Source organism: Streptomyces sp. NPDC003697 (assembly GCF_053587115.1).
On record NZ_JBSFNN010000040.1, the window covers coordinates 1 to 25,021 of the forward strand.

Genomic DNA, 25,021 nt, shown 5'->3' on the forward strand with positions numbered 1-25,021 from the left:
TCTTCGTCACGGCCCGCCCGGGCATCCTCAAGGCGCCGACGAGGTACAACCTCGAGTACGACGGCTACGACGTGGACGGCCTCTTCGTCCGCGGCACGGCCGGCAGTCGCGACCAGGCGGGGACCCGGCGGCCCCGCATCGACGGGCCCCGGTGCGCGCGGCCCGTACACGGCATGAACAAAAAAGGGAACCGGAACGCCCTGGGGGTCCCGGTTTCCGGCATGTCCGGGAGTGCGGCTGGGCAGGACACAGCGGTCGGACACCCGTGCGGTACAGCCGCCGCACCGGACAGGGAGATCGATAACTCGCGACGATCAATAACGATCGTGCATTCGATAACAGACCTCTTGACGCCCGCCTGACCCCGGAGCAAGACTCCCGTCCATCGGTCGGCATTGTCGAACACCTACCGGCAATAAGCGTTAGGGTGTGGCAGTGCCAGTGGCCGGATTCGCTCTCACCCCCGAGGGCGCAAGACCCCCGGAGGGATTCGGGGTTCAGCTACCCCTGGACGAAGGACAAAGGAGTCGCGGGTGTCCAGCTCCGACATCTTCATCGGCGAGACCATCGGTACCGCCATACTCATTCTGCTCGGCGGCGGAGTCTGCGCCGCCGTGACGCTGAAGGCCTCCAAGGCACGCAACGCCGGCTGGCTCGCCATCGCCTTCGGGTGGGGCTTCGCCGTCATGACGGCGGTCTACATCTCGGGCCCGCTGTCCGGCGCCCACCTCAACCCGGCGGTGACGCTGGCGCTCGCCATCAAGGACGGCGGGTGGGGCCACGTCCCGGTCTACTTCGCCGGCCAGATGCTGGGCGCGATGATCGGCGCGGCCCTGGTGTGGGCCGCCTACTACGGCCAGTTCCACGCCCACCTGACCGACCGGGAGATCGTCGGCGGCCCGGGCGCGCAGGCCACCACCACGAAGGCCGTCGAGGCCCAGGAGAAGGGCGCCGGCCCCGTCCTCGGCATCTTCTCCACCGGTCCGGAGATCCGGAACACCGTGCAGAACCTCGTCACGGAGATCATCGGCACCGTGGTGCTGCTGCTCGCCGTGCTCACCCAGGGCCTGAACGCCGAGGGCAACGGCCTGGGCGTCCTCGGCGGTCTGATCACCGCCCTCGTGGTCGTCTCCATCGGTCTGTCGCTCGGCGGCCCGACGGGCTACGCGATCAACCCGGCCCGTGACCTCGGTCCGCGCATCGTGCACGCCCTGCTGCCCCTGCCCAACAAGGGCGGCTCCGACTGGGGCTACGCCTGGATCCCGGTGGTCGGTCCGCTCATCGGCGGCGCGATCGCCGCAGGCATCTACAACGTCGTCTTCGCCTAGGAAGCGCGGCCGCGTCCAACCTCCTGAGCGGCACACCACGCTTCGTACAGACAAGCCCCCCGGACCACGGAACTCTCTGGAGCACACAGTGACCGACGCCCACACCGCCGGCATCGCATCCCACGGCCACGGCCCGTTCATCGCCGCCATCGACCAGGGCACCACGTCCTCGCGCTGCATCGTCTTCGACCGGGACGGCCGCATCGTCTCCGTCGACCAGAAGGAGCACGAGCAGATCTTCCCCAAGCCGGGATGGGTCGAGCACGACGCCACCGAGATCTGGGCCAACGTCCAGGAGGTCGTCGCCGGAGCCATCGAGAAGGCCGGCATCACCCGCGACGACATCAAGGCCATCGGCATCACCAACCAGCGCGAGACGACCGTGCTGTGGGACAGGAACACCGGTGAGCCCGTCCACAACGCCATCGTCTGGCAGGACACCCGCACCGACGCCCTGTGCAGGGAGCTCGGCCGCAACGTCGGCCAGGACCGCTTCCGCCGCGAGACCGGTCTGCCCCTGGCCTCCTACTTCGCCGGCCCCAAGGCCCGCTGGCTGCTCGACCACGTCGACGGCCTGCGTGAGCGCGCCGAGGCGGGCGACATCCTCTTCGGCACCATGGACACCTGGGTCATCTGGAACCTGACCGGCGGTGTCGACGGCGGCAGGCACGTCACCGACGTCACCAACGCCTCCCGCACGCTGCTCATGAACCTGCACTCCCTGGAGTGGGACCAGAGAATCTGCGAGTCGATCGGCGTGCCGGCGCAGATCCTGCCCGAGATCCGCTCCTCCGCCGAGGTCTACGGCGAGATCAAGGGCGGCAAGCTGGGCGACCTGCTCGGCGGCATCCCGGTCGCCTCCGCGCTCGGCGACCAGCAGGCGGCCCTGTTCGGCCAGACCTGCTTCTCCGAGGGCGAGACCAAGTCGACCTACGGCACCGGCACCTTCATGGTGATGAACACCGGCGACAAGATCATCAACTCCTACTCGGGCCTGCTGACCACGGTCGGCTACCAGATCGGCGAGGCCAAGCCGGTCTACGCCCTGGAGGGCTCGATCGCCGTCACCGGCTCCCTGGTGCAGTGGATGCGCGACCAGATGGGCCTGATCTCCACCGCCGCCGAGATCGAGACGCTCGCGCTCTCGGTCGAGGACAACGGCGGCGCCTACTTCGTGCCGGCCTTCTCCGGTCTGTTCGCCCCGTACTGGCGCTCCGACGCCCGCGGTGTGATCGCCGGCCTGACCCGGTACGTCACCAAGGCGCACCTCGCGCGCGCCGTCCTCGAGGCCACCGCCTGGCAGACGCGGGAGATCGCCGACGCCATGACCAAGGACTCCGGTGTGGAGCTGACGGCCCTCAAGGTCGACGGCGGCATGACCTCCAACAACCTGCTGATGCAGACGCTCTCGGACTTCCTGGACGCCCCCGTGGTGCGTCCGATGGTCGCCGAGACCACCTGCCTCGGCGCCGCCTACGCCGCCGGCCTCGCCGTCGGCTTCTGGAACAGCACCGACGACCTGCGCGCCAACTGGCGCCGGGCCGCCGAGTGGACCCCCCGCATGGAAGCGGCAGCCCGCGACCGTGAGTACAAGAACTGGCTCAAGGCCGTCGAGCGGACCATGGGCTGGATCGCCGACGAAACCGACGAGGAGTAAGTAACCGCAATGACCAGTCAGTCCACCCTGCAGTCCGTGCCTGCCCTGGGGACCCACCCGGCCTCCGGTTCCAACCCGAGCCGCGCCGAGACCCGGGAGCAGCTTGCGAAGGCGACGTACGACCTCCTCGTGATCGGCGGCGGCATCCTGGGCATCTCCACCGCCTGGCACGCCGCGCAGTCCGGCCTCAGGGTGGCCCTGGTCGACGCCGGCGACTTCGCCGGCGCCACCTCCTCCGCCTCCTCCAAGCTGCTCCACGGCGGTCTGCGCTACCTGCAGACCGGCGCGGTGAAGCTCGTGGCGGAGAACCACTTCGAGCGCCGTGCGGTCTCCCGCCAGGTGGCCCCCCACCTGGCGAACCCGCTCACCTTCTACCTCCCCGTGTACAAGGGCGGCCCGCACGGCGCGGCGAAGCTCGGGGCGGGCGTCTTCGCCTACTCCGCGCTCTCCGCCTTCGGTGACGGCGTGGGCCACCTGCTGAGCCCGGCGAAGGCCGCTCAGGACGTACCCGAGCTGCGCACCGAGAACCTCAAGGCCGTGGCCGTCTACGGCGACGACCAGATGAACGACGCGCGCATGGCGCTGATGACGGTCCGCGCGGCCGTCGAGGCGGGCGCGGTCGTGCTGAACCACGCCGAGGTCGCCGGCCTGCGCTTCACCCAGGGCCGGGTCACCGGCGCCGAGCTCAAGGACCGCCTGTCGGGCGACGAGTTCGGGGTCGACGCCCGCCTGGTGCTGAACGCGACCGGCCCGTGGGTCGACCACCTGCGCCGGATGGAGGACCCGAACGCGGCGCCCTCCATCCGCCTGTCGAAGGGCGCGCACCTGGTGCTCAAGCGCACCTCGCCGTGGAAGGCGGCGCTCGCCACCCCGATCGACAAGTACCGGATCACCTTCGCCCTCCCCTGGGAGGACATGCTGCTGCTCGGCACGACCGACGAGGCGTACGAGGGCGACCCGGCGGACGTCGCGGTCGACGAGAAGGACATCGCGCAGATACTCGACGAGGCCGCCTTCTCCGTCCGCGACCAGCAGCTCAGCCGTGACCTGATCACCTATGCCTTCGCCGGCCTGCGGGTGCTGCCGGGCGGCCCCGGCGACACCGCCAAGGCCAAGCGCGAGACCGTCGTGACCGAGGGCAGGGGCGGCATGCTGTCCGTCGCGGGCGGCAAGTGGACGACCTTCCGCCACATCGGCCGTACGGTCATGAAGAAGCTGGAGGCGCTGCCGGGTCACCCGCTCGGCGACGACTTCGAGCCGATCGCCTCGCTGCCGAAGAAGCTGCCGCTGCCGGGCATCGCCAACCCGCGCGCCGTCGCGCACCGTCTGCTGGTCGACCGCCCGGCGCCGGGCCCGCGCATGGCCGCCGACACCGCCAGGCACCTGGCGACCCACTACGGCTCGCTGGCGTTCGACATCGCCCGGCTGGCCAACGAGAGCCCGGAACTGGCCGAGCGCGTCCACCCGGACGCCCCGGAGATCTGGGCGCAGGTCGTCTGGGCCCGGGACAACGAGTGGGCCGAGACGGCGGACGACGTGCTGCGCCGCCGTACGACGCTGACGATCCGCGGCCTGGCCACGGACGAGGTCCGGTCGAAGGTCCAGGACCTGCTCGACAACAAGTGACCACCGGGCAGCGCTGAGAGCCCGCTCCCTGCACACGGGGAGCCGGCGGCGCGGGCGGGGCGGCTCCTGGCGCACAGGGCCGCCCCGCCGGCGTACGCCCCCCGCGGCCGGGCGGTGCCGCTGGGCTGCCGCAGCCGTGCCGCGGCCCGTTCGTGCCCCTCCCCTTCGCGGGGTCACCCGTCCATACTTCGGTCAACGTCCGATGTCTCGGTGAGGGGCCCGGCCATGGCAGTGACCGACGAGGCGATCGAGAAGATCAAGGCGATGATCGTCTCCGGCGCGCTGCGGCCCGGGGACCGGCTGCCCAGGGAGAGCGAACTGGCCGCCGAGCTGGGCCTGTCACGCAACTCCCTGCGGGAGGCGGTGCGGGCCCTGTCGCTGATCCGTGTCCTGGACGTGCGCCAGGGCGACGGCACGTACGTGACCAGCCTGGCCCCCCACCTGTTGCTGGAGGCGCTGAGCTTCGTCGTCGACTTCCACCGCGACGACACGGTGCCGGAGTTCCTCGCCGTGCGCCGCATCCTGGAACCGGCCGCCACGGCGATGGCGGCGGCGCGTATCAGCGAGGGGCAACTGGACGCGCTGACAGCCCGGTTGGACGCGCTCGGCATGCGGCCGTCCACGGCCGAACTGGCCGCCTTCGACGTGGAGTTCCACCGGGGGATCGCGCGCTGCTCGGGCAACTCCGTGCTGTGCTCGCTGCTCGACGGCATCTCGGGTCCCACCGCGCGGGCCCGGGCGCTGCGGGACCCGACCCGGGAGGACGCGGCCGGCCGGATGCTGCGCGAGCACCGCGCCATCCTCCAGGCGCTGCGCGACCGGGACGCGGAGGCGGCCCGCTCATGGGCGACCGTGCACATCGCGAGCGTGGAGCAGTGGCTGCGCGGCACGCTGTGAGGCCGTGTCCCCGTCGTCGCTCCGGACGGCGGTCGTCGGACGAATGAGGCCGCGCCGGGGGCCTGTTCCCGGTCGCCTTCGCCGGTGGCCGCGCACAGATCGGATGAATCCGAAGTGTTCCGGGCCGGTCCACGGGGCAGTGATCCGTTCACTCCCCTGTGCAAGGGGGCTGCGGGCGGATGTGCCGCACGCCGTAAGGTTGTGACGTACGCGAGGGCACGTCGGAAGGAGGCACTGGGTGATCGAGCTCGAGGGGGTTCCCGAGCTGATCGACCCGGTCATGGTGGCCGCGTTCGAGGGCTGGAACGATGCCGGCGACGCCGCCTCCACCGCGGTCGCGCATCTGGAGCGGGAGTGGAAGGGCGAGGTGTTCGCGGCGCTGGACGCCGAGGACTACTACGACTTCCAGGTGAACCGGCCCACGGTGTTCATGGAGGCCGGCGTCCGCAAGATCACCTGGCCGACGACAAGGTTGTCGGTGGTCCGGGTCGGCGGCGACAAGCCGCGTGACCTGGTGCTGATCCGCGGCATCGAGCCGTCCATGCGCTGGCGCTCGTTCTGCAACGAGCTGCTCGGCTTTGCGCACGAGCTGGGCGTGGAGCTGGTGGTCATCCTGGGCGCCCTGCTCGGCGACACCCCGCACACGCGTCCGGTCCCGATCAGCGGGACCACGTCCGACCCGGACCTGGCCCGCCGCATGGACCTGGAGGAGACCAAGTACGAAGGCCCCACGGGCATCGTGGGCGTCCTGCAGGAGGCCTGCACGCACGCCGGCGTTCCGGCGGTGTCGCTGTGGGCGGCCGTCCCGCACTACGTCTCCCAGCCGCCCAACCCCAAGGCCACGCTGGCCCTCCTGAACCGTCTGGAGGACCTGCTCGACCTGCGCATCCCGCTGGGTGAGCTGCCGGAGGACGCGCGTGCCTGGCAGGTGGGCGTGGACCAGCTGGCGGCCGAGGACAGCGAGGTCGCCGAGTACGTCCAGACGCTGGAGGAGGCCCGGGACACCGCCGAGCTGCCGGAGGCGTCGGGCGAGGCGATCGCCCGCGAGTTCGAGCGCTATCTGCGGCGCCGCGACGGCGGCGGCACGCCGGGCGGCCACGCCACGGAGAGCGGTGAGGGCGGCTCCTACCTGCGGGACAACCCCGGTGGCCGTACCCGGCCCCCGAAGCCGCCGAAGCCCGAGGCGGACGACGGCGACGCGTCGGAGGACTGACACGCCGCAGGCCAGGACCTAAGAGGGGGCGGTACGCCGATCGCGCACCGCCCCCCTCGCACGCCCGCCGATGGTGTCGTGGCCCGCCCCGGCGGCTTCGTGCTGCCGCACGCCCCGCGCGACGGGCGCCACGGTCGCGTTACCCGCCGTCCCGGCGGCAGCGGCGCACACGGCGGCCGTCGGGGCGCCCGCCACACGTGGGGGGCGCCGGGCGCGAAGCACACTCCGCTTCGCGCCCGGCACCGCCGGCGTTCGTCAGAGCGCCACGCCCAGCAGGGCGTCCACGGCCCGGGAGACCAGGCCGGGCGCGCCGGTGTCCTCGCCGCCCCGCTCCTGCTGGAGGGCCACCCAGCGGTCGACCGCGGCGAGGGCCGCCGGGGCGTCCAGGTCGTCGGCCAGGGCGTCGCGGATCTCCTCCACGAGCGCGTCGGCGGAGGGACCGTCCGGCCGGGAGACGGCCGCGCGCCACCGGTCGAGGCGTGCGACGGCGTCCCGCAGCACCTGGTCGGTCCACTCCCAGTCCGACCGGTAGTGGTGGGCGAGCAGCGTCAGCCGGATCGCGGCCGGGTCCACGCCGTCGCGCCGCAGCCGCGAGACGAAGACCAGGTTCCCCTTGGACTTGGACATCTTCTCGCCGTCGAGGGCCACCATGCCGGCGTGCACGTAGGCCTTGGCCATCGGGAACTCGCCGGTCAGCACCTGGGCGTGCGAGGCACCCATCTCGTGGTGCGGGAAGGTGAGGTCGGAGCCGCCGCCCTGCACGTCGAAGCCCATGCCGAGGTGGTCGAGCGCGATGGCCACGCACTCGATGTGCCAGCCGGGCCGGCCGGGGCCGAGCGAGCCGCCGTCCCAGCTGGGCTCGCCCTCACGGGCGGTCATCCACAGGATCGGGTCGAGCGGGTTCTTCTTTCCGGGCCGGTCCGGGTCGCCGCCGCGCTCGGCGGTCAGCAGCCGCATCGCGGCGGCGTCCAGGTGGGACACCGAACCGAAGCGCGGGTCGGACTCGACGGAGAAGTAGACGTCCCCCTCGAGTTCGTAGGCCGCGCCGAGGTCCCGCAGCCGCTCGACCAGCGGGACGATGCCCGGTATGGCCTCCACGGCTCCTATGTAGTGCCGCGGCGGCAGCATGCGCAGGGCGGTCATGTCCTCCCGGAACAGGGCCGTCTCCTGCTCCGCCAGCCGGACCCAGTCGACACCGTCGCGCTGCGCCCGCTCCAGCAGGGGGTCGTCGACGTCGGTCACGTTCTGGACGTAGTGGACCTGCCGCTTGGTGTCGAGCCACACGCGCTGAACGAGGTCGAACGCGTTGTAGGTCGCCGCGTGACCCATGTGGGTCGCGTCGTACGGCGTGATGCCGCAGACGTAGATACGGGCGACGGGACCGGGGTCCAGGGTGACCGGACCGCCGGTCGCGGTGTCGTGGATCCTGAGGTCGCGGCCCTGACCAGGCAGGGCGGGGACCTCGGAAGCGGGCCAGGCATGCATGTCATGAGCCTAACCGGACCGCGGTCCCGTCTACGAACCGGATCGGTCAGGACGGCCGATACGGCGCTCTTGCGCGGCACCGGCCCCCGTGCTGTCAGACCGGCGGCCAGGGAATCGCCGGCCACTCGCCACCGGGCTCCGGGTGCCTGCCGGAGGCGAGGAGCGCCTCGACACGCCCGCGCGTGGCCTCGACCTCGGCGGAGGTGATCAGTTCGGCCAGCCGGGCGGCGAGGCTCGCGCCGGGCTCCAGCGCGTCCCGCAGCGCGGCCAGCACGCCGACGGCCTCCGCGGTCAGCGGCTCCCCCGCCCACCCCCACAGCAGGGTCCGCAGCTTGTCCTCGACGTTGAAGGTGACGCCGTGGTCGATGCCGTACAGCCTGCCCCCGGCGGCGGGAAGCAGATGGCCGCCCTTGCGGTCCGCGTTGTTGATCACCGCGTCCAGCACGGCCAGCCGGCGCAGCCGCTCGTCGTCGGCGTGCACCAGCAGCGCGGTGCGGCCCTCACCGACGTCCGCGAGGCCGATGGCCTTCCAGCCGGGCGCGGCCTCCTCGCCGTCCACGAGGGCGAGCAGCTCGCCGTCGGGCGAGACGTCGATCCACAGCTGGCACATCCCCTCGCCGTACGGTCCGTCACGCAGCACGGTGGGCGGCACGAGCCCCCAGCCGGTGGCCTCGGAGACCTCCCAGGCGGCCACCTCGCGCCCGGCGAGCGTGCCGTCGGGGAAGTCCCACAGCGGACGCTCCCCGGCGACGGGCTTGTAGACGCAGGACGCCTCCCGGCCCCCGTACGTCACCGTGCAGAACAGCGCCGCGTTGGACGCGTCGCGGATGCGCCCGCGCACGGTCAGCTCCCCCTTGGCGAGCAGCTCGGCGGGGCCGGCCGGGGCCGCGGAACCGCGCGGAGCCGGATCGGCCGCCACGGCCGAGGGGCCGGGCCCGGGCACGGATCCGGCGGCGGAGCCGGCGGGAACCGGCCCCGCCGTCACGCCCCTCGACGGTATCCGTTCTGGCGCGGACATACGTGTCCTTCCGGGTCGAGCGGGAGGCTGCACAGCGGACACGGCGGCCGCCCGGCGTTGACGACGTCCAGGGCGCGCTTGGCGAACGCCCGGGCCTGCGCGCCGGTGAGCCGGACCCGCAGCATCGGGGGGCCGTTCTCCTCATCCTGCAGGAGCCGCTCCTCGGCCTCGGCGAGGTCCTCCTCGGAGTCGGCGTCGAGTTCCACCAGGGCCTGCGCCTCGACGATCATGCGCTGCTCCTCGCCGTCCCAGGCCAGCGCCATGGTGCCGACGCGGAACTCCTCCTCGACGGGGGTGGCCAGCGGAGCGGTGTCGGCCACCTCGGCGGGGGCCACGGCGGGCACGGCCGCGTTGCCCCCGCTACGGCGTACGACCTCGTCGAGGAGCTCGTCCATGCGCTCGGCGAGCGCGGCGACCTGGGTCTTCTCCAGGGCCACGCTGGTCACCCGGGGGCCGGCTGTGGCCTGGAGGAAGAACGTACGGCGTCCGGGCAGTCCGACCGTGCCGGCCACGAAACGGTCCGGGGGGTCGTAGAGGAACACCTGACGGGACACGTCCTGTCTCCATGGGAATCGTGTGGGGTCGTGACAACGACATGGACTTCGCAACCGGCCGGCCGCACCGCGCCGTCCCGCTGCCGGCGCCGGGCGGTGCGGTTCGGCGCGACCGCTTCACCCTACTGCGGCCGACGATCACGGTGCGCCCGCGCCGCCCCCGACCGGTGCGTCGTCGCCCGCGGGCTCCTCGCGCGGCGCCAGGGACGCGAAGTCGCCGGTGTCCCCGAGCCGTACGAGGAAGGGCCGCAGCCGGGTGTAGCGGATCGCGGTGACGGAGCACGGTTCCACGGAGATCCGCTGGAAGAGGTCGAGATGCAGTCCGAGTGCGTCCGCGACGAGCGACTTGACGATGTCGCCGTGCGAGCACATCAGGTACACGGCGTCGGCTCCGTGGTCGCGCTCCACACGCGCGTTCCACTCGCGCACCGCCTCGGCGGCGCGCGTCTGCATCGCCCGCATGGACTCGCCCCCGGGGAAGGCCGCCGCCGACGGGTGCGCCTGCACCACATCCATCAGCGGCTCGTCCTTGAGATCGGCGAGCTTGCGTCCGGACCAGTCCCCGTAGTGGCACTCCCCGATCCGCTCGTCGATGTGCGCGGTCAGTCCGGGCCGGGCGTCGAGGAACGGACGCATCGTCTCCTGGCAGCGCTGCAGCGGGCTGGTGACGACCTCGGCGACCGGCAGCGCGGCGAGCCGGCCGGGCAGCGCGGCGGCCTGCGCGGCCCCGCGCTCGTCCAGTCCGACGCCGGGCGTCCAGCCGGCGAGCAGCCCTTCGGTGTTGGCGGTGGAACGTCCGTGCCTGACGAGGATCAACGTGGGCATGCGGACAGCGTAGGCGTACCAGGAGATCCGGCGGAGGCCGGGCGAGAGGAGAACACGTTCCGTGATCGTCGATTGCGCCGTCTACCGTGACGGGCACCGCACCGAGGGTCCCGACGACTTCTCCGACGCCCTCGCGGGGGCGCGGGCGGCCGGCGGCTTCGTGTGGGTGGGCCTGCACGAGCCCAGCCAGAAGGAGTTCGACCTGGTCAGCCAGGAGTTCGGGCTGCACCCGCTGGCGGTGGAGGACGCGCTGAAGGCCCACCAGCGGCCGAAGCTGGAGGTGTACGACGACTCGCTGTTCGTGGTCCTCAAACCGGTGGTGTACGAGCCGCAGAGCGACACGGTGTCCACCGACGAGATCATGATCTTCCTCGGTGACTCCTTCGTGGTGACGGTCCGCCACGGCGAGGGCGACGGGCTGAGCGCCGTGCGGAACCGGCTGGAGCAGGAGCCCGAGATGCTGGGCAAGGGACCCACGTCCGTGCTGTACGCGATCGCGGACACGACCGTCGACCACTACCTGGACGTGGCGACCGAGCTGCAGACGGACCTGGAGGAGCTGGAGACGGAGGTCTTCACGCCGGAGCAGGGCGGTTCGCGGAACACCGCGTCGCGGATCTACAACTTCAAGCGGCAGATCACGGAGTTCCGGCGGGCGACGGGCCCGCTCGCCCCGGCCATGTCCCGCCTGGCCGGCAGCGGTACCGGCGCGTTCGGCACGGCCGTGCCCTTCGTGGCGGACAAGGCACGGCCCTTCTTCCGGGACGTCAGCGACCACCTCACCAGGGTCAACGAGTCGGTGGAGGGGCTGGACCGGCTGGTGTCGGACATACTCTCCGCGCATCTCGCGCAGATCAGCGTGCAGCAGAACGACGACATGCGGAAGATCTCCGCGTGGGCGGCCATGGCGGCGATCCCGACGATGATCGCCGGTATCTACGGCATGAACTTCGAGCACATGCCGGAGCTGCGCTGGACGTGGTCGTATCCGGTGGTGATCGTCGTGATGGCCGTGCTGGAGGCGGTGCTGTACCGGCTGTTCAAGCGGCGGGGCTGGCTGTAGCTCCGGGCCGCGCGCCCGCCCGGCTCAGACGTACTCGGGTGCCGTGGTGGCGGGTCCGCCGAGGGCGTCGCGTCTCAGGGGCGTGCGCAGGCGCACCATCCGGCGCCGGCCCCCGCACCGCTCGTAGAGGTGGACCGCGCGGATACCTGCCGCCAGGGCCGCCGACTTGCGCCTCGGCCATCCCAGGATGCGTCCCATGCGGGCCATCACCGCCAGGCTCACGTCCCGGTGGACTCGGATCTCGGCCAGGGCGCACGCGCGCAGGGTCCGCCGGATGAACGGGCCGTGCCCGGCGGACGTGAGGCGCAGCAGTTCCTCGTGGGCGTACGCGAGGTGGTTCTCCTCGTCGTCGGAGATCATCCGGACCGCCTTGCCGATCTCCGGGTGGTCGCCGAAGTACCGGCGCAGCAGCCGCATCTGCTCGCAGGCCCGCTGCTCGGTGACCCGGCTGTGCGCGAGGTAGGTGACGATGTCCTCGACGGTGAGCGGCTCGTCGGCGTTCAGCCTGTCGTGGGACAGGCCGATGCCCCGCCTTTCCAGGAGCATCGTGTAGTCGGTGTCGGCGGGCACCGGAACCGGTCGCAGACCGCGCTTCCTCAGCAGGGCGCGGAAGATGCGGCCGTGCTTGTCCTCGTCCGCTCCATGGCGGGCGATCTTGGGTGCGAGGCCGTACTCGCCCGCGGGCACGAGAGCGGCGATGCGGCCGTTCTCCCATCCGCCCTGCGCCTCCCCGCTCGCCGCGATGGAGCAGAACAGCCGGAACGACTCGTCGTTGTCGAAGATCTCCTGGAACAGGCTCTTGGCCGAGAACATCGTGGGGGCACCCTCTCTGCAGGTCCGCGCGGAGACGAGTCAAACCGCACCCCCGGGGCCCCGCAACAGGTGCGCGGGCCGGCTGCTCCGAACGGCCGACGGCCCGGCGCCCGCGTCGTGCGTAACCACGCGGGCCCGGGCGCGTTGTGCTGCGTGACGGCCGTGGCGGGGAAGACCCCCGAGCCCCCACCACGGCCGCAGGACTCCCCCGGACGCGCCTCGGGCCCCCGGGCGTGCGCGCCGCCCTCGCCGGCCGGTCCCGCGTCAGGCCAGGCCGGCGCGCTCCAGTGCCTCGGTGCCGGCGCGGAGCGCGGCGATCCGCTCGTCGAGCGTGAAGCCCGCGGGGGCCAGTGTCAGGGTGGTGACCCCGGCCGCGGCATAGGCCTTCATCCGGTCCGCGATGCGGTCGACGGAGCCCAGCAGCGTGGTCCGGTCGATGAGCTCGTGCGGCACGGCGGCCGCCGCGCCCTGCTTGTCGCCGGAGAGGTACCTGTCCTGGATCTCGGCGGCCTCCCGCTCGTAGCCCATGCGGGCGGCGAGCCGGTTGTAGAAGTTCTGCTTGCGGCTTCCCATGCCGCCGACGTAGAGGGCGGTGTAGGGGCGGAAGGTGTCGGCGAGCCGTGCCACGTCCTTGTCGTCGCCGAGGGCGAGCGGCAGGGTCGGGCAGACGTCGAAGCCCTCCAGGGTCTTGCCGGCCTTCGCGCGCCCGGCGCTCAGGTGCTTGACCGCGGTCTCCCCGAGGTGCTCGGCGGAGGGGAAGATCAGCAGCGCCCCGTCGGCGATCTCGCCGGTCTGCTCCAGGTTCTTCGGTCCGATGGCGGCGATGTACAGCGGGATGTGCTCGCGCTGCGGGTGCACGGTGAGCTTGATCGGCTTGCCCGGACCGCCGGGCAGGGGCAGCGTCCAGTGCTCGCCGTCGTGGGTCAGCCGCTCCCGCGTCATGGCCTTCCGCACGATCTCGACGTACTCCCGGGTCCGGGCGAGCGGCTTGTCGAACCTGACCCCGTACCAGCCCTCGGAGACCTGCGGGCCGGAGACGCCCAGCCCGAGGCGGAAACGGCCACCGGACAGCGAGTCCAGCGTCGCGGCCGTCATCGCGGTCATCGCGGGCTGCCGGGCCGGGATCTGGAAGATGGCCGAGCCGACGTCGATGCGCTCGGTCTGCGCGGCGACCCAGGCGAGCACGGTGGCCGCGTCCGACCCGTAGGCCTCGGCCGCCCAGCACACCGCGTATCCGAGCCGGTCGGCCTCCCGGGCGACGGCCAGATTGTCCGCGTCCATGCCGGCGCCCCAGTAGCCGAGGTTGATCCCGAGCCTCATGCCGCTTCCCCTTACCGATCAGTAACGTCCCTGTGCGGGAGACCCTAGCGCGGGGGCGCGCGCTACGGCAGGCGGTGGCGTGGCGACGTCCGTCTCATGTCCGGCCGGCCTCGCGCTCCCGGCCCCCTCGGACGTGCGGACGCCGGTTGTCCACAGGGACCCCACGGCGCCGCCGGTGGCCAGTAATCTCGGCGTCCATGGAGCAGAGGCATCTCGGCCGTACCGGCCTGCGCGTGTCCCGCATCGGCCTCGGCACCCTGACCTGGGGCCGGGACACCGACGAGCACGACGCCGCGGGCCTGCTGAAGACGTTCTGGGAGGCCGGCGGCACCCTCGTCGACACCGCCGACGTCTACGGCGACGGCGAGGCGGAGTACCTGCTCGGGCGGCTCATGGAGGGCCTCGTGCCCCGCCGGGACCTCGTCGTCTCGACGAAGGCGGGCAGCGTGCCCGATCCGGACCGCCGTTTCGACGGCTCCCGCGGGCACCTGCTGGCCGCCCTGGACGCCTCCCTGGCCCGTCTGGGCACCGACTACGTCGACCTGTGGCACGTCCACGCCTTCGACCCGGACACCCCGCTGGAGGAGACCCTCCAGGCGCTGGACCTGGCCGTCAGCAGCGGCCGTGTGCGCTACGCGGGCGTGTCCAACTTCTGCGGCTGGCAGCTCGCCAAGGCGGCGACCTGGCAGCTCGCGGCGCCGGGTGCGCGCACCCGGCTGGCGAGCGCGCAGCTGGAGTACTCGCTGCTCCAGCGGGGCGTGGAGCGCGAGGTCCTGCCGGCCGCCCTCGACCTGGGCATCGGCCTGCTGCCCTCCTCGCCCCTGGGCCGGGGCGTGCTGACGGGCAAGTACCGCACCTCGACGCCGCCGGACTCGCGGGGCGCCTCGGGGCATCTGTCGACGTTCGTCGCGCCGTATCTCGACGACACCGCGAGCCGCATCGTGGACGCCGTGGCGACGGCCGCCGACGGACTGGCGGTGACACCCCTGGAGGTGGCCCTCGCATGGGTCCGGGACCGGCCCGGCGTGGCCGCGCCGATCGTGGGCGCGCGCACGGCACAGCAGCTCACGGCGGCGTTGTCAGTGGAGACGCTTAGTCTTCCTGACGAGATCTGCCGGGCGCTCGACGACGTGTCGGCGCCTGTGCACCGCTATCCCGATCACGACTGGAGCACGCTGTGAGCACGGACCCGGAGACCACGGAGGAAGCCGAGGCGGGGACGCCGGGCACCGCGGCCGAGGGCGGCGCCGGGGAGGCCGGGCGCGCGGACACCGGACCGGCGGGACGGGGCAGGGGCGCCCCGGACCCGGGCGCGGGTGCCGACGACAGCGGTGCAGCGGATCCCGGACCGGGCGCGGGCGCCGGGGGCGGTGCGCACGAGGGCGGAAGCGCCCCGGCGGACGCCCGCTCGGGCGGGGACGGGGCAGATGCGGGGGGCGACGCGGGCCCGGGCGACGGTGCCGGCCCGGCGGAAGACGGCGCCGGGGAGGCCGGGGAGGCTGCCCCGGAGCCGGCCGGGGCGTCGGCCTCGGCATTGTCCGAGGCCGAGGCGGAGCTGGCGGCCCAGCGGATCGAGCGGGAACGCATCGAGCGGCGGAAGGCCGAGAGGAGGGGTCCGGTCGAGAGCGGCGGCAAGCTGAGCGGCCCGGCGGCCGACCTGCTCGCGGCCGTACGGGCCGTGGAGAGCGGCGAGAAGCCGGTGGCGGCGGTCTTCGGCGAGGCGGAGCCCGCTCCCCGCCGGACGGCTCCGGAGCCGCGGCGCCCGAGGCCGGTGCCGGCCGAGGCGGCCGCCGCTCCCGCCGGACCGGCGCCGGGGACCGTCCAGGCGGTGGGCCGGGTGCTGGCCGAGGGCGGCGCGCCCGGCGCGCTCGCCGCGCAGGCCGCGGCCGTGCTCGGCGAGGGCGCGGAGGAACGCCTGCGTGCCGACCCCTGGCAGTTGCTGCGGGTCACCGGGGTGCGGCCCGAACAGGCCGACGGGTTCGCGCGGGCCCTGCTCGGCGCGGAGTGCGGCCCCGGCGACGAGCGGCGCGGACGGGCGGTCACGGTCTGGCTGCTGGAGCAGGCGGCGATCGCCGGTCACACCGCCCTGGAGGCGCCCGCGCTCACGGCCGCCCTGGCCCAGCGAGGCGTGCCGGACCCGGAGGCCGCCCTGCAGAGCGCGCTCGCCGAGGGCGACGCCCTGGCGTTCCAGGACGCCCTGGAGGAGCCGGGAGCACCCGCCGGGCAGTCCGGGGAGACGGACGAGGACGGCGAGGAGCAGCGCCCGGTGCGCGTCCTCGTCGGCCTGGAGCGGTACGCCCTCGCCGAGGAGAGCCTCGCCGACTCACTGGCCCGGCTGGTGAACTCGGTGCCCGGGCAGGACGGTCCCGCCGAGGGCTGGGAGCGCGCGGCCGCGTCCGCCCGGGGCTCCGCCGCGGAGCTGATCCGCGCGGTCGCCGGTCACGGCCTGGTGCTGCACACCGGCGGCGAGGCCTCCCGCGTCGAGCCGGCCCGGCTGGTGTCCGCGGCGCGCGGCCTCGGCCTGCGCGCCTGGGCCGCCGCCCACAGTCCGCTCGGCCGGGACGACTTCGCCGCGCTGTCGGCGCAGCTCACCGCGCCGGACGCCGGGGCGGAGGGGGACGGTGCCGCCGTCGCCACGGTGGCCGGGCTGCTGTCCGGCGCCGAGGGGCCGGGCCGGGACACCGAAGGCGCGCTCGACCTGGACCTGCTGGTGGTGCTGGACGCTCCCCAGCTGGACGTCGAGACCGCGGCCCTGCTCGTCGAGTCGCTGCCGGACGGGGCGCGGCTGGTGCTGGCCGGCGATCCGGCCGTGCTCTGGTCGGTGGGGCCGGGCCGCGTCTTCGCGGACCTGTTGGCGGCACGGGTGTGCCCGCAGGTCGCCTCCCGGGTGCCGGATCCCGGTCCACTCGGCGAGCTGGTGTCGGGTGTGGGCGTCGGCGAGCTGACGCAGGTGGAGGCGCCCGGCAGGGAGGTCGTGATCGTCCCGGTGCGGGACGCGGGCGAGGCCGTGCACCGGACCGTGCAGCTCGTCGCGGACTCGGTGCCCCGGGCCATCGGCGTCCCCGCCGAGCAGACGGTGGTGATCACCCCGGGGCACGGCGGCGCGGCGGGCACCCGCGCGCTGAACGCGGCCCTGAAGGAGCGGCTCAACCCGGGCCCCGGCAGGTTCGGCGGCTTCGACCCGGGCGACCGGATCGCCTACTCCCCCGCTCCCGGACGCACGCTGCCGGGCCATGTGGTGAGGGCGGATGCGGACGGACTGCATCTGTCGTGCTCCGGCGCTCCCGTGACCGTGCCCCGCGAGCGGGTGGAGCAGTGCGTGCGGCACGGATGGGCGCTCACGGCGCACCAGGCGGTGGGCGGGCGGTGGCCCGCGGTGGTCGCGGTCCTGCCCGGGGACGCGGCGCAGGCGCTCAGCCGCCCGTGGGTCTACACGGCCTTCAGCCGGGCGAGCCGGCACCTGTCGGTCGTCCACGGCGTGGACCAGGCCCTGCCGCGGGCGGTGACGGAGGTACCGGCCAGGCCCCGTACGACACGGCTGCCCGTGCTGCTGAGCCCGCAGGTGCCGGCAGCGGGCTGAAGGCCACCGACACGTGAGGGCGGCGGTCACCGGGGCGGACCCCGGTGACCGCCGCCCTCACGTCGTGCTCCTGGCGCGGGGGTGGCCGGCCGACGTCGGCTCAGCGGTCCGCGTCGAGCGGCTCCAGGTCCTCGCCCTCACCCTCGTCCTCGTCCGCGCCGAGGCCCGCGGCCAGGTCGTCCTCGCCGTCGACGTCGTCCACGTCGTCCACGCCCTCGTGGAGGTCGTCGTCGAAGACGGCGCTGACGTCGAAGCGGCAGACGACCTGCTGGGGATCGACGTCCTCGAAGGGGGCCTCCAGCCACTCCCCGGGCTCGGCGGGCTCGTCGGCCGCCGTCACCCACAGGGTCGAGTCGCCCTCCTCCAGCCCGAACTCCTTGTGCCGGGAGGCGATCTCATCCGGCTCGAACTCGCCGAACAGGATGCCGAGTGCCCCGTGGACCGTGCCGGAGGTGCCCCCGCCGCTTCCGCCCTTCACGCCGCCCGTGCCGTTGTCGTGGTCCGCCGTCTCCACGCGCCGGGCGTGCGTTCGCAGCCGCTGCGGCTCCACCACGGCGTAGTCGCGGCGGATCAGCACGCTGATCGCGTTCGGTTCCTCGGGGCCCGTGTACGGCGGCAGCGAGTCCTCCGCCTCGGGGATCTCGAACGGGGTGACCTCGTCGTAGCGGTCGTAGAGCACTTCGTCGTACGCCTCTGCGGCCGCGGCCAGCTGGTTGAACGCCTCATAGACGGCCGGGTCGTCCTCACCCGACCTGCGTTCGACCGCGGCCAGGTGGCGGTCGAGCGCGGTCTTGACCGCCTCGGCGGCGGCGCGTACCTCGGCAGCGGTGGGCTGCGCAGCATCAGACATAGTGCAGACGCTATCCGTACCGGGCCCCAGCCCGCACAATAGATGCGATGGCGGAATACGAATTTGCCGACGTGTACGTGCCTCGCGGGGTCTCCCGCAAGGATGCGGCGCGTCTGCTGACGGACCATGCAGAGTACGGACACTGGGAGTTGTACCGTCTGAGCCTGCTGCGCGACGGCAGCCGCAGAGTGCGGCTGCGCCGGCGGATCATCCGCCAGGTACGCGCCACATGGTGAGCCGGAACGACCGGAACGACAGCGGGCCCCGCGATGCGGGGCCCGCTTCGTGTGCGGCGTCGGGCGGCCGGCCTGCGCCGGCCGCGGCGAGGACGCCACCCGCGCCGCCTACGCCGCGGCCCGCGCCCTGCGGTACATGACGGCGCCCGCGAGGAGCGCCCCGGCGCCCACGGGCAGGACGACACCCATCGGCAGCTCGCTGCCGGTGTGGGCGAGCTGCCCGGTGCCACGGGGGGCGGTCACCGTCTGCGTGCCCGGGTGGTTGACGTGCGAGGAGCCGCCGGGGGTGGCCGGCGTACCGGGGTGACCGGGCAGGCCGGGCTGTCCGGGCGTTCCCGGGTGGCCGGGCGTTCCCGGGTGGCCGGGTGTACCGGGGTTCCCCGGCGTACCGGGGTTGCCCGGGTTCCCGGGGTTGCCGGGCGGCTCCTCCTCGCCGCCGCCCGGAGGCGTGCTGCCGCCCCCGCCACCGGGACGTGTCCCGCCGGCGCAGGCGTTGCCCAGCGCCGCGTCGCCCACACCGACGACGTTCACGCTGTTGCCGCAGACGTTCACCGGGACGTGGACCGGCACCTGGACGTGGTTGCCGGAGCCGACGCCCGGCGAGTGGCCGGTGCGGCCGCCGGCGTGCGCGCCGCCCCGCCCGGACCCGGCGGAGCTGCCGCCGCCCTGGTCGGCGCACGTGTTGCCCGCCGCCGGGTTGAGCACCCCGACGACGTTGACGGTGTTGCCGCAGACGTTGACCGGCACGTGCACCGGCGCCTGCACCGTGTTGCCGGAGAGCACGCCCGGTGAGTGGGACGCCGCGCCGCTCGCGCCGGCGTCGGCATGGGCGTAGCCGCTCGCGGCGGCGATCACGCCGGTGGCGGCGGCCACGGTCATCAGGCCCTTGCGGGTGACCTGTCGCATCGCTGAATACCTGCCTTCGACCTTTTTCTGAGAACCTTGCGGAACCGCGCGGCCGCGCTGTCGGAAAGGGCGGCGCGCGAAAAGACCGGTCGGCCCCGGAGCGCATGGCGCGCGCTCCGGGGCCGACGGGTTCAGACCCCCCACGGAGCCGATGGAGTCAGACCCTTACGGGGCGGGGCGCCGACGTCAGTCGTTGGCGCAGGCGTTGTCGAAGGCGGGGTTCAGGAGCCCGATCACGTCGACCGTGTTGCCGCAGGCGTTCACCGGCACGTGCACGGGCGCCTGGATGACGTTGCCGGAGGCGATGCCCGCGGAGCGCACCGCGGCACCCTGGGCGCCGGAGTCGGCGGCGGCCACGCCGGCGCCCGCGAGAACCAGACCACCGGTGGCGACCGCGGCAGCGACGACCTTCTTGATCATTATTCCTCCTAGTAGGCAAAAGCGATCTTGTATTGCCGATCGCATCACCTGTAACGAGGAGGGAGTAATGAAGCTACGAGCTTATGAGCGCATTCACCCTTCCCAGTCATCTCCGTACGCGCGAGCGAATAAGCGGCGCCTGCGGCGTGGCGAAGCCGGCCGCGCCGGCGCGTGCGGTACCCCTCAGGACGCGTCGAGGAACCGGTCGAGCACGCGGACGCCGAACTTCAGGCCGTCGACCGGCACGCGCTCGTCGACCCCGTGGAACATGCCCGCGAAGTCGAGCTCCGGGGGCAGCCGCAGCGGCGCGAAGCCGAAGCAGCGGATGCCGAGGTCGTCGAAGGACTTGGCGTCCGTGCCCGCGGAGAGCATGTACGGCACCGCCCGGGCGATCGGGTCCTCCGCGCGCAGCGCGCTCTGCATGGCGTCGACCAGCCGGCCGTCGAAGTCCGTCTCCAGCGCCTTGTCGGAGTGCACGTCCTCCCGCCTGACGCGCGGGCCGAGCAGCCGGTCGAGGTCGGCGAGGAACTCCTCCTCGTGGCCGGGCAGGAAGCGGCCGTCCAGGTGGGCGGTGGCCTGGCCGGGGATGACGTTGACCTTGTAGCCGGCTCCGAGCATCGTGGGCGCCGCGGAGTTGCGCAGCGTGGTGCCGATCATGCGGGCGATGCCGCCGAGCTTGGCGAGGGCCTCCTGCATGTTGTCCGGGTCGAGTTCGGTGCCGAGCGCGTCGGAGAGCTCGTCGAGGAAGGCCCGCACCGTCTTGGTGACCCGCACCGGCCAGGTGTGCCGGCCGACCCGCGCGACCGCCTGGCACAGCTCGGTGATCGCGTTGTCGTCGTTGGTCATCGAGCCGTGGCCGGCCGTGCCGTCCACGGTGAGCCGCATCCAGTGCATGCCCTTCTGGGCGGTCTCGACGAGGTAGAGCCGCAGCTTCTCGTTGACGGTGAAGGAGAATCCGCCGACCTCGCCGATCGCCTCGGTGACGCCCTCGAACAGCTCGGGGTGGTTGTCGACGAGGTGGCGTGCCCCGTAGGTGCCGCCGGCCTCCTCGTCGGCGAGGAAGGCGAGCACGATGTCCCGCGGGGGCTTGCGGCCGCTGCGCAGCCGGTCGCGCACGACCGCGAGGGTCATGGCGTCCATGTCCTTCATGTCGACCGCGCCGCGGCCCCACACGCACCCGTCCGCGACCTCGCCGGAGAAGGGGTGGTGGGTCCAGTCGGAGGCGTTGGCCGGCACGACGTCCGTGTGGCCGTGGATGAGCAGTGCGGGGCGGGACGGGTCCTCGCCCTCGATGCGGGCCACGGTCGAGGCACGGCCCGGGTGGGACTCGAAGACGCGCGGTTCGAGCCCGACCTCGGCGAGCTTCTCGGCGACGTACTCGGCGGCCTTGCGCTCGCCGGGCCCCGAGTGGTCGCCGTAGTTGCTGGTGTCGATCTGGATCAGCTCGCGGCAGAGGTCCACGACCTCGTCCTCGCCGGTGACGCTCCTGGCCGTGTCCGTCTCACTCACGCTGCTTCCTCCTGGCCGTGTGCTGGTGGTCCACTCATCCTGCCCCTCCCCTGGCCCGGCCCCAAGACACCCCCCGGGCCGGTCACACACCGTTCACCGCGGGACGGGGGGTGATCGGCCCTCCCCGAAAGCCTGGTAATGTTTCCCTCGTCGCCGCGGGGGAAGCTCCGCACGACACACACCTTGTCCGGGTGGCGGAATGGCAGACGCGCTAGCTTGAGGTGCTAGTGCCCTTTATCGGGCGTGGGGGTTCAAGTCCCCCCTCGGACACCAGCCAGAAGCGGTGTCGACCGGAAGCGGTCGGCACCGCTTCCGCATGTCCGGCGGACGGACGGGGCGGAGGTCGCGCACCGGTGGTCACCGCCCGGGCGCGCCGGCCGCGCACCGACCGTCGCCGCCGGACACCCGTACCAGTCGCCCGGGCCGGTCACGCGTGCGCGGGCCGGGGCACGAGCGTGCCGTCCGGACCGAGCTCGACCCGGGTGCCGAAGGGCCGGCTGCACCGGTCCAGGGCGGCGCGCAGCCACTCGATGTCCTGCGCGGGGGCGTGCTCCAGCCGCATCCTGCGGGCGCACAGGGGCACCATGCGCAGCCCGGCGAGCCGCCCGGTGTCCTGCTTCAGCGACGCCAGGTACAGCACCCGCAGGTCGTCCCGGTAGTGCTGGTGGCCACCGATGCCCTCGTAGTCGTCGACGAGGTCGCCGCAGCCGTAGAGCACGAGCCGGTCCCGGTGGATCTCCAGCGGGCGCGGGTGGTGCGAGGAGTGCCCGTGGACCACGTCGGCGCCCGCTTCGACGAGCGCGTGGGCGAAGCGGACCTCGTCGCGGGAGACGGCGTAGCCCCAGTTGGGGCCCCAGTGCACCGAGACGACGACGAGGTCGCCGGGCCGCTGGACCTGCCGCAGGCGGTCGGCGAACGCGGCCGCGGCGGCCGCGTCCGGGGCGGCGAAGGCGACCCCGGCTCGGCCGGCTCCGGCCGCCCAGGTAGGGGGGATGCCGCTCGACGGCATGCCGAAGGAGAAGACCAGCACCCGGCCGCCCGCCGGCAGGGGGACGGCGGCCGGCCGGCACGCCGCGGTCACGTTCCGGCCCGCCCCCGCCGTCCGCAGTCGCGCTTCCGCCAGGCGGTCGAGGGTCTCCTCCAGGCCGCGCGGCCCGAAGTCCAGCACGTGGTTGTTGGCCAGCACGCAGACGTCCGGGCGGGCCACCGCCAGGGCGGGCAGATTGGCCGGATGCATCCGGTAGTGGACGCCCTTGCCCGGTGCAAAGTCGCCGTCCTGGGTCACGGACGTCTCCAGGTTCACCACCCGGACGTCGGGCGCCGCGTCGTCCAGCGCGGGCAGGGCCTCACCCCACGGCCAGGAGAAGTCGACCGGCCGGGGAATCGGCCCGTTCACCGCCTCGGCGAGAGCGACGTAGTCGCGGGCGTCGCGGACGTACGACTCCCGCAGCGCCGGGTCGCCGGGGTGCGGGAGGATCTGGTCCACTCCCCGGCCCAGCATGACGTCACCGGCGAGGAAGAGGGTGACCGCTCCCTGCTGCATGCTCCCAAGCTAAGGCGGCCAGGGGCGGACCGCGAAGCCGTCGCCGGGGCGGGGACCTTCGGCCCTCCACATTCCGGCGGACGGTGACGAACCTGGAAGACGGCACTTCGGCACAAGAGGCCCCGCCACACGACCGGCACCGCGGCGGTGTCCATCGGGGACCCGGGGCCGGTGTGCCGCCCGGCGCCGCGGGGCACGCGGGGGCCGGCCCCTGACGGAAGGAACCCGACATGACGCCGAACGACACCGGCCCAGCCGGCGCCGAGATCGCTCCCGCCGCGCCCGGCACGGAGAGCGGGCAGAGCCCGGAGCAGCGGGTGAGCCAGCTGGAAGCGCAGGTGGCGACCCTGGCCGACGCCGTGCGGGCGCTCGCCAAGGGCCTGGAGAGCGTTCCCGTCGAGGACAACGAGCCGGAGGAGGAGGCGGCCAGGGGCGCGCGGCTCGCGCACGAACTCCTGCTCGCACAGGGGCTGTAGGCCACCGGGCTGCCGCCGGGCCGCCGACACACCCGGGCCCGGGCCGGAGCGCACCGCGCCCCCACCCGCGCCGGGATCCCCGGCTCGCGCACGAACTCCTGCTGTCACACACAGAGTCTGTCGGCCACCGGCCTGCCGAGCCGTGCCCCACCCGCGCCGGGATCCCGGCTCGCGCACGAACCCCTCCACCACGTAGGCCACCGGTCGGCCGGGGCCCGCGAGCCGTGGCCCACCCGGCCCGGTCGCACCGTGCCCTGCCCCTGGGCGGGTGGGGACAGCGACCCCCACGTGCCCCACCCCGGCCGGGAGGTGGGTGCCCCACCCTGACCGGGACCGCGGCCCACCCGGCCCGGGCCGGGTGGGCCGCGGCCTACACGTGCGCCGGGGCCATGTGGTCCGTGAACCAGTCGCGGGCCAGGTCGGTCACCGTCTCCAGCGCACCCGGCTCCTCGAACAGGTGGGTCGCGCCGGGCACGACCTCGAGCCGGTTCTCGCAGCGCAGCCGCGCCTGCGCCCGCCGGTTGAGGTCGAGCACCGTCGTGTCCGCGCCGCCGACGACGAGGAGGGTCGGCGCGGTCACCTCCGGCAGCCTGGGTCCGGCGAGATCGGGCCGGCCGCCCCGGGAGACGACGGCGGCCACGTGCGTGTCCGGTTCGGCCGCGGCCCACAGGGCGGCGGCCGCGCCGGTGCTGGCGCCGAAGTACCCGACGGGGAACTGTGCCGTGTCGGGCTGTGCGCGCAGCCAGTCCGTGGTGCCGGCCAGCCGCCGGGCCAGCAGACCGGTGTCGAACACGTTGGCCCGGTCGTGCTCCTCCTCCTCGGTGAGGAGGTCGAACAGGAGCGTGCCGAGACCGGCCCGGTTCAGGCCCCGGGCGACGAACCTGTTCCGGGGGCTGTGCCGGCTGCTGCCGCTGCCGTGCGCGAAGAGCACCACCCCCGCGGCGCCCGCCGGTACGGTGAGCCGTCCTTCGAGCCGTACCGGACCGGCCGAGATCCGCACCTCGCGGTCCACGCCCCCGGCTCCCGCGGAGTCCGCCGGGTCGCCCGTTCCCGGGGAGTGGTGGGCGGCCCGCCGCAGGCGGGCGGCGACCTCGTCGTCACCGGTCTGGGTGAAGTCGAGGTAGAACTGGCCGATCGCGAAGAAGTCCCACGGCGTGTCCAGGCAGACCAGTTCGTCGGCGTCGTCACCGAGCCGGTCGGTCCAGTCCGCCGGCGCGACGGGCACGGCGAGCACGACCCGCGCCGCCCCGCGTTCCCGGGCGATCCTGCAGGCCGCCCGTGCGGTCGACCCGGTGGCCACCCCGTCGTCGACCACCACCGCCGTCCGCCCGGCGACGGCCACGGGGGTACGGTCGCCCCGGTAGCGGGCGGCGCGTTGCTCCAGCACCCGCCGCTCGTGCTCCTCGACCCGGGCGAGCTGCTGCCGCGTGACGCGCGCCTCGCGCACCACCGCGTCGTTGATCACGCGCACGCCGTCCTCGCCGATCGCGCCCATGCCCAGCTCCGGCTGGAAGGGCACCCCGAGCTTGCGGACCAGGCACACGTCCAGGGGCGCGCCGAGCGCCTCGGCGACCTCGGCCGCGACCGGCACCCCGCCCCGGGGCAGCCCCAGCACCACGACGTCCTCGCCGGCGAGATGCCTCAGGCGGGCACCGAGCTGCCGTCCTGCGTCCCGGCGATCCGTGAAGACCACGATCAGCCT

22 protein-coding genes, 1 tRNA gene and 1 pseudogene are annotated in these 25,021 nt (G+C 73.6%); 12 read left to right on the top strand and 12 right to left on the bottom strand.

What is annotated here, in order from left to right; translation table 11 throughout:
- From ACWDNY_RS17625 to ACWDNY_RS17650, 6 genes and pseudogenes are all read left to right on the top strand, one after another.
- A pseudogene (locus ACWDNY_RS17625) lies at positions 1–362 on the top strand (hypothetical protein); the annotation flags it as partial.
- 171 nt (positions 363–533) lie between these two features.
- Positions 534–1,328, top strand: coding sequence for an MIP/aquaporin family protein (locus tag ACWDNY_RS17630; protein ID WP_451646657.1), 795 nt, complete (start codon positions 534–536; stop codon positions 1,326–1,328).
- A gap of 88 nt (positions 1,329–1,416) precedes the next feature.
- Complete coding sequence (glpK, locus tag ACWDNY_RS17635) at positions 1,417–2,985, top strand: glycerol kinase GlpK (RefSeq protein ID WP_451646658.1); 1,569 nt, start codon at positions 1,417–1,419, stop codon at positions 2,983–2,985.
- 9 nt (positions 2,986–2,994) lie between these two features.
- Positions 2,995–4,611: an FAD-dependent oxidoreductase gene (locus ACWDNY_RS17640; RefSeq protein ID WP_451646659.1), complete on the top strand. Its 1,617-nt coding sequence runs from the start codon at positions 2,995–2,997 to the stop codon at positions 4,609–4,611.
- 225 nt (positions 4,612–4,836) lie between these two features.
- On the top strand, positions 4,837–5,508 hold the full coding sequence (locus tag ACWDNY_RS17645) for a FadR/GntR family transcriptional regulator (RefSeq protein WP_451646660.1): 672 nt from the start codon (positions 4,837–4,839) through the stop codon (positions 5,506–5,508).
- A gap of 238 nt (positions 5,509–5,746) precedes the next feature.
- Positions 5,747–6,721 (top strand): PAC2 family protein, encoded by a 975-nt coding sequence (locus tag ACWDNY_RS17650; protein ID WP_451646661.1) that lies wholly within the window; start codon positions 5,747–5,749, stop codon positions 6,719–6,721.
- A gap of 255 nt (positions 6,722–6,976) precedes the next feature.
- Here the strand turns inward: ACWDNY_RS17650 and mshC are convergent, their stop codons facing one another.
- The 4 genes from mshC to ACWDNY_RS17670 all read right to left on the bottom strand — a co-directional run bounded on the left by mshC (position 6,977) and on the right by ACWDNY_RS17670 (position 10,603).
- Entirely contained in the window at positions 6,977–8,206 is a 1,230-nt protein-coding gene (mshC, locus tag ACWDNY_RS17655) for a cysteine--1-D-myo-inosityl 2-amino-2-deoxy-alpha-D-glucopyranoside ligase (RefSeq protein ID WP_451646662.1), read from the bottom strand.
- Between the two features lie 94 nt (positions 8,207–8,300).
- Positions 8,301–9,224, bottom strand: coding sequence for an SCO1664 family protein (locus ACWDNY_RS17660; RefSeq protein ID WP_451646663.1), 924 nt, complete (start codon positions 9,222–9,224; stop codon positions 8,301–8,303).
- The gene (locus tag ACWDNY_RS17665; protein ID WP_451646664.1) at positions 9,188–9,778 is read right to left on the bottom strand and encodes a DUF3090 domain-containing protein; all 591 of its coding nucleotides are present in this window, start codon (positions 9,776–9,778) and stop codon (positions 9,188–9,190) included. Before ACWDNY_RS17665 ends, ACWDNY_RS17660 begins: the two co-directional genes overlap by 37 nt.
- Before the next feature lie 138 nt (positions 9,779–9,916).
- Positions 9,917–10,603 (bottom strand): histidine phosphatase family protein, encoded by a 687-nt coding sequence (locus tag ACWDNY_RS17670; protein WP_451646665.1) that lies wholly within the window; start codon positions 10,601–10,603, stop codon positions 9,917–9,919.
- A gap of 61 nt (positions 10,604–10,664) precedes the next feature.
- On the opposite strand from ACWDNY_RS17670, the gene corA reads away from it, so the two are divergent.
- Entirely contained in the window at positions 10,665–11,666 is a 1,002-nt protein-coding gene (gene corA, locus ACWDNY_RS17675) for a magnesium/cobalt transporter CorA (RefSeq protein ID WP_451646666.1), read from the top strand.
- Positions 11,667–11,690: 24 nt separating this feature from the next.
- Here the strand turns inward: corA and ACWDNY_RS17680 are convergent, their stop codons facing one another.
- A complete protein-coding gene (locus ACWDNY_RS17680) occupies positions 11,691–12,479 on the bottom strand; it encodes a ferritin-like domain-containing protein (protein ID WP_451646667.1) in 789 nt (262 codons plus the stop codon).
- Positions 12,480–12,743: 264 nt separating this feature from the next.
- Positions 12,744–13,799 (bottom strand): LLM class F420-dependent oxidoreductase, encoded by a 1,056-nt coding sequence (locus ACWDNY_RS17685; protein ID WP_451646668.1) that lies wholly within the window; start codon positions 13,797–13,799, stop codon positions 12,744–12,746.
- 197 nt (positions 13,800–13,996) lie between these two features.
- Here ACWDNY_RS17685 and ACWDNY_RS17690 point away from each other — a divergent pair, with 197 nt between their 5' ends.
- Both ACWDNY_RS17690 and ACWDNY_RS17695 read left to right on the top strand, forming a co-directional pair.
- Positions 13,997–14,980 carry an aldo/keto reductase gene (locus ACWDNY_RS17690; protein WP_451646669.1) on the top strand — a complete coding sequence of 328 codons (984 nt, stop codon included), beginning with the start codon at positions 13,997–13,999 and terminating at the stop codon, positions 14,978–14,980.
- Complete coding sequence (locus ACWDNY_RS17695) at positions 14,977–17,379, top strand: helix-hairpin-helix domain-containing protein (protein ID WP_451646670.1); 2,403 nt, start codon at positions 14,977–14,979, stop codon at positions 17,377–17,379. Before ACWDNY_RS17690 ends, ACWDNY_RS17695 begins: the two co-directional genes overlap by 4 nt.
- Positions 17,380–17,479: 100 nt before the next feature.
- Here ACWDNY_RS17695 and ACWDNY_RS17700 read toward each other — a convergent pair whose 3' ends face one another.
- Positions 17,480–18,229, bottom strand: a complete 750-nt coding sequence (locus ACWDNY_RS17700) for a hypothetical protein (RefSeq protein WP_451646671.1) — start codon at positions 18,227–18,229, stop codon at positions 17,480–17,482.
- Between the two features lie 47 nt (positions 18,230–18,276).
- On the opposite strand from ACWDNY_RS17700, the gene ACWDNY_RS17705 reads away from it, so the two are divergent.
- On the top strand, positions 18,277–18,465 hold the full coding sequence (locus ACWDNY_RS17705) for a DUF5703 family protein (protein ID WP_451646672.1): 189 nt from the start codon (positions 18,277–18,279) through the stop codon (positions 18,463–18,465).
- Positions 18,466–18,573: 108 nt separating this feature from the next.
- Here the strand turns inward: ACWDNY_RS17705 and ACWDNY_RS17710 are convergent, their stop codons facing one another.
- The 3 genes from ACWDNY_RS17710 to ACWDNY_RS17720 all read right to left on the bottom strand — a co-directional run bounded on the left by ACWDNY_RS17710 (position 18,574) and on the right by ACWDNY_RS17720 (position 21,300).
- The gene (locus ACWDNY_RS17710) at positions 18,574–19,371 is read right to left on the bottom strand and encodes a chaplin family protein (RefSeq protein WP_451646673.1); all 798 of its coding nucleotides are present in this window, start codon (positions 19,369–19,371) and stop codon (positions 18,574–18,576) included.
- Positions 19,372–19,557: 186 nt separating this feature from the next.
- On the bottom strand, positions 19,558–19,791 hold the full coding sequence (locus ACWDNY_RS17715; RefSeq protein WP_451646674.1) for a chaplin: 234 nt from the start codon (positions 19,789–19,791) through the stop codon (positions 19,558–19,560).
- Positions 19,792–19,974: 183 nt separating this feature from the next.
- A complete protein-coding gene (locus ACWDNY_RS17720; protein WP_451646675.1) occupies positions 19,975–21,300 on the bottom strand; it encodes a M20/M25/M40 family metallo-hydrolase in 1,326 nt (441 codons plus the stop codon).
- 185 nt (positions 21,301–21,485) lie between these two features.
- Here ACWDNY_RS17720 and ACWDNY_RS17725 point away from each other — a divergent pair.
- A tRNA-Leu gene (locus ACWDNY_RS17725) sits at positions 21,486–21,573 on the top strand.
- Between the two features lie 154 nt (positions 21,574–21,727).
- Here the strand turns inward: ACWDNY_RS17725 and ACWDNY_RS17730 are convergent.
- Positions 21,728–22,843 (bottom strand): CapA family protein, encoded by a 1,116-nt coding sequence (locus ACWDNY_RS17730; protein WP_451646676.1) that lies wholly within the window; start codon positions 22,841–22,843, stop codon positions 21,728–21,730.
- A gap of 230 nt (positions 22,844–23,073) precedes the next feature.
- Between ACWDNY_RS17730 and ACWDNY_RS17735 the strand changes: the two genes are divergently transcribed.
- Positions 23,074–23,319, top strand: coding sequence for a hypothetical protein (locus tag ACWDNY_RS17735; protein ID WP_451646677.1), 246 nt, complete (start codon positions 23,074–23,076; stop codon positions 23,317–23,319).
- A gap of 370 nt (positions 23,320–23,689) precedes the next feature.
- Here ACWDNY_RS17735 and ACWDNY_RS17740 read toward each other — a convergent pair whose 3' ends face one another.
- The gene (locus ACWDNY_RS17740) at positions 23,690–25,012 is read right to left on the bottom strand and encodes a phosphoribosyltransferase family protein (protein ID WP_451646678.1); all 1,323 of its coding nucleotides are present in this window, start codon (positions 25,010–25,012) and stop codon (positions 23,690–23,692) included.
- Positions 25,013–25,021 lie beyond the last annotated feature (9 nt).

Excerpts from the sequence above, each read along its gene's own strand:
- mshC (WP_451646662.1), bottom strand. The coding sequence starts at position 8,206 with ATGCATGCCTGGCCCGCTTCCGAGGTCCCCGCCCTGCCTGGTCAGGGC.
- ACWDNY_RS17670 (WP_451646665.1), bottom strand. The coding sequence starts at position 10,603 with ATGCCCACGTTGATCCTCGTCAGGCACGGACGTTCCACCGCCAACACC.
- ACWDNY_RS17640 (WP_451646659.1), top strand. The coding sequence starts at position 2,995 with ATGACCAGTCAGTCCACCCTGCAGTCCGTGCCTGCCCTGGGGACCCAC.
- ACWDNY_RS17705 (WP_451646672.1), top strand. The coding sequence starts at position 18,277 with ATGGCGGAATACGAATTTGCCGACGTGTACGTGCCTCGCGGGGTCTCC.
- ACWDNY_RS17700 (WP_451646671.1), bottom strand. The coding sequence starts at position 18,229 with ATGTCTGATGCTGCGCAGCCCACCGCTGCCGAGGTACGCGCCGCCGCC.
- ACWDNY_RS17645 (WP_451646660.1), top strand. The coding sequence starts at position 4,837 with ATGGCAGTGACCGACGAGGCGATCGAGAAGATCAAGGCGATGATCGTC.
- ACWDNY_RS17680 (WP_451646667.1), bottom strand. The coding sequence starts at position 12,479 with ATGTTCTCGGCCAAGAGCCTGTTCCAGGAGATCTTCGACAACGACGAG.
- ACWDNY_RS17710 (WP_451646673.1), bottom strand. The coding sequence starts at position 19,371 with ATGCGACAGGTCACCCGCAAGGGCCTGATGACCGTGGCCGCCGCCACC.
- ACWDNY_RS17690 (WP_451646669.1), top strand. The coding sequence starts at position 13,997 with ATGGAGCAGAGGCATCTCGGCCGTACCGGCCTGCGCGTGTCCCGCATC.
- ACWDNY_RS17735 (WP_451646677.1), top strand. The coding sequence starts at position 23,074 with ATGACGCCGAACGACACCGGCCCAGCCGGCGCCGAGATCGCTCCCGCC.
- ACWDNY_RS17685 (WP_451646668.1), bottom strand. The coding sequence starts at position 13,799 with ATGAGGCTCGGGATCAACCTCGGCTACTGGGGCGCCGGCATGGACGCG.
- ACWDNY_RS17730 (WP_451646676.1), bottom strand. The coding sequence starts at position 22,843 with ATGCAGCAGGGAGCGGTCACCCTCTTCCTCGCCGGTGACGTCATGCTG.
- ACWDNY_RS17715 (WP_451646674.1), bottom strand. The coding sequence starts at position 19,791 with ATGATCAAGAAGGTCGTCGCTGCCGCGGTCGCCACCGGTGGTCTGGTT.
- ACWDNY_RS17660 (WP_451646663.1), bottom strand. The coding sequence starts at position 9,224 with ATGTCCGCGCCAGAACGGATACCGTCGAGGGGCGTGACGGCGGGGCCG.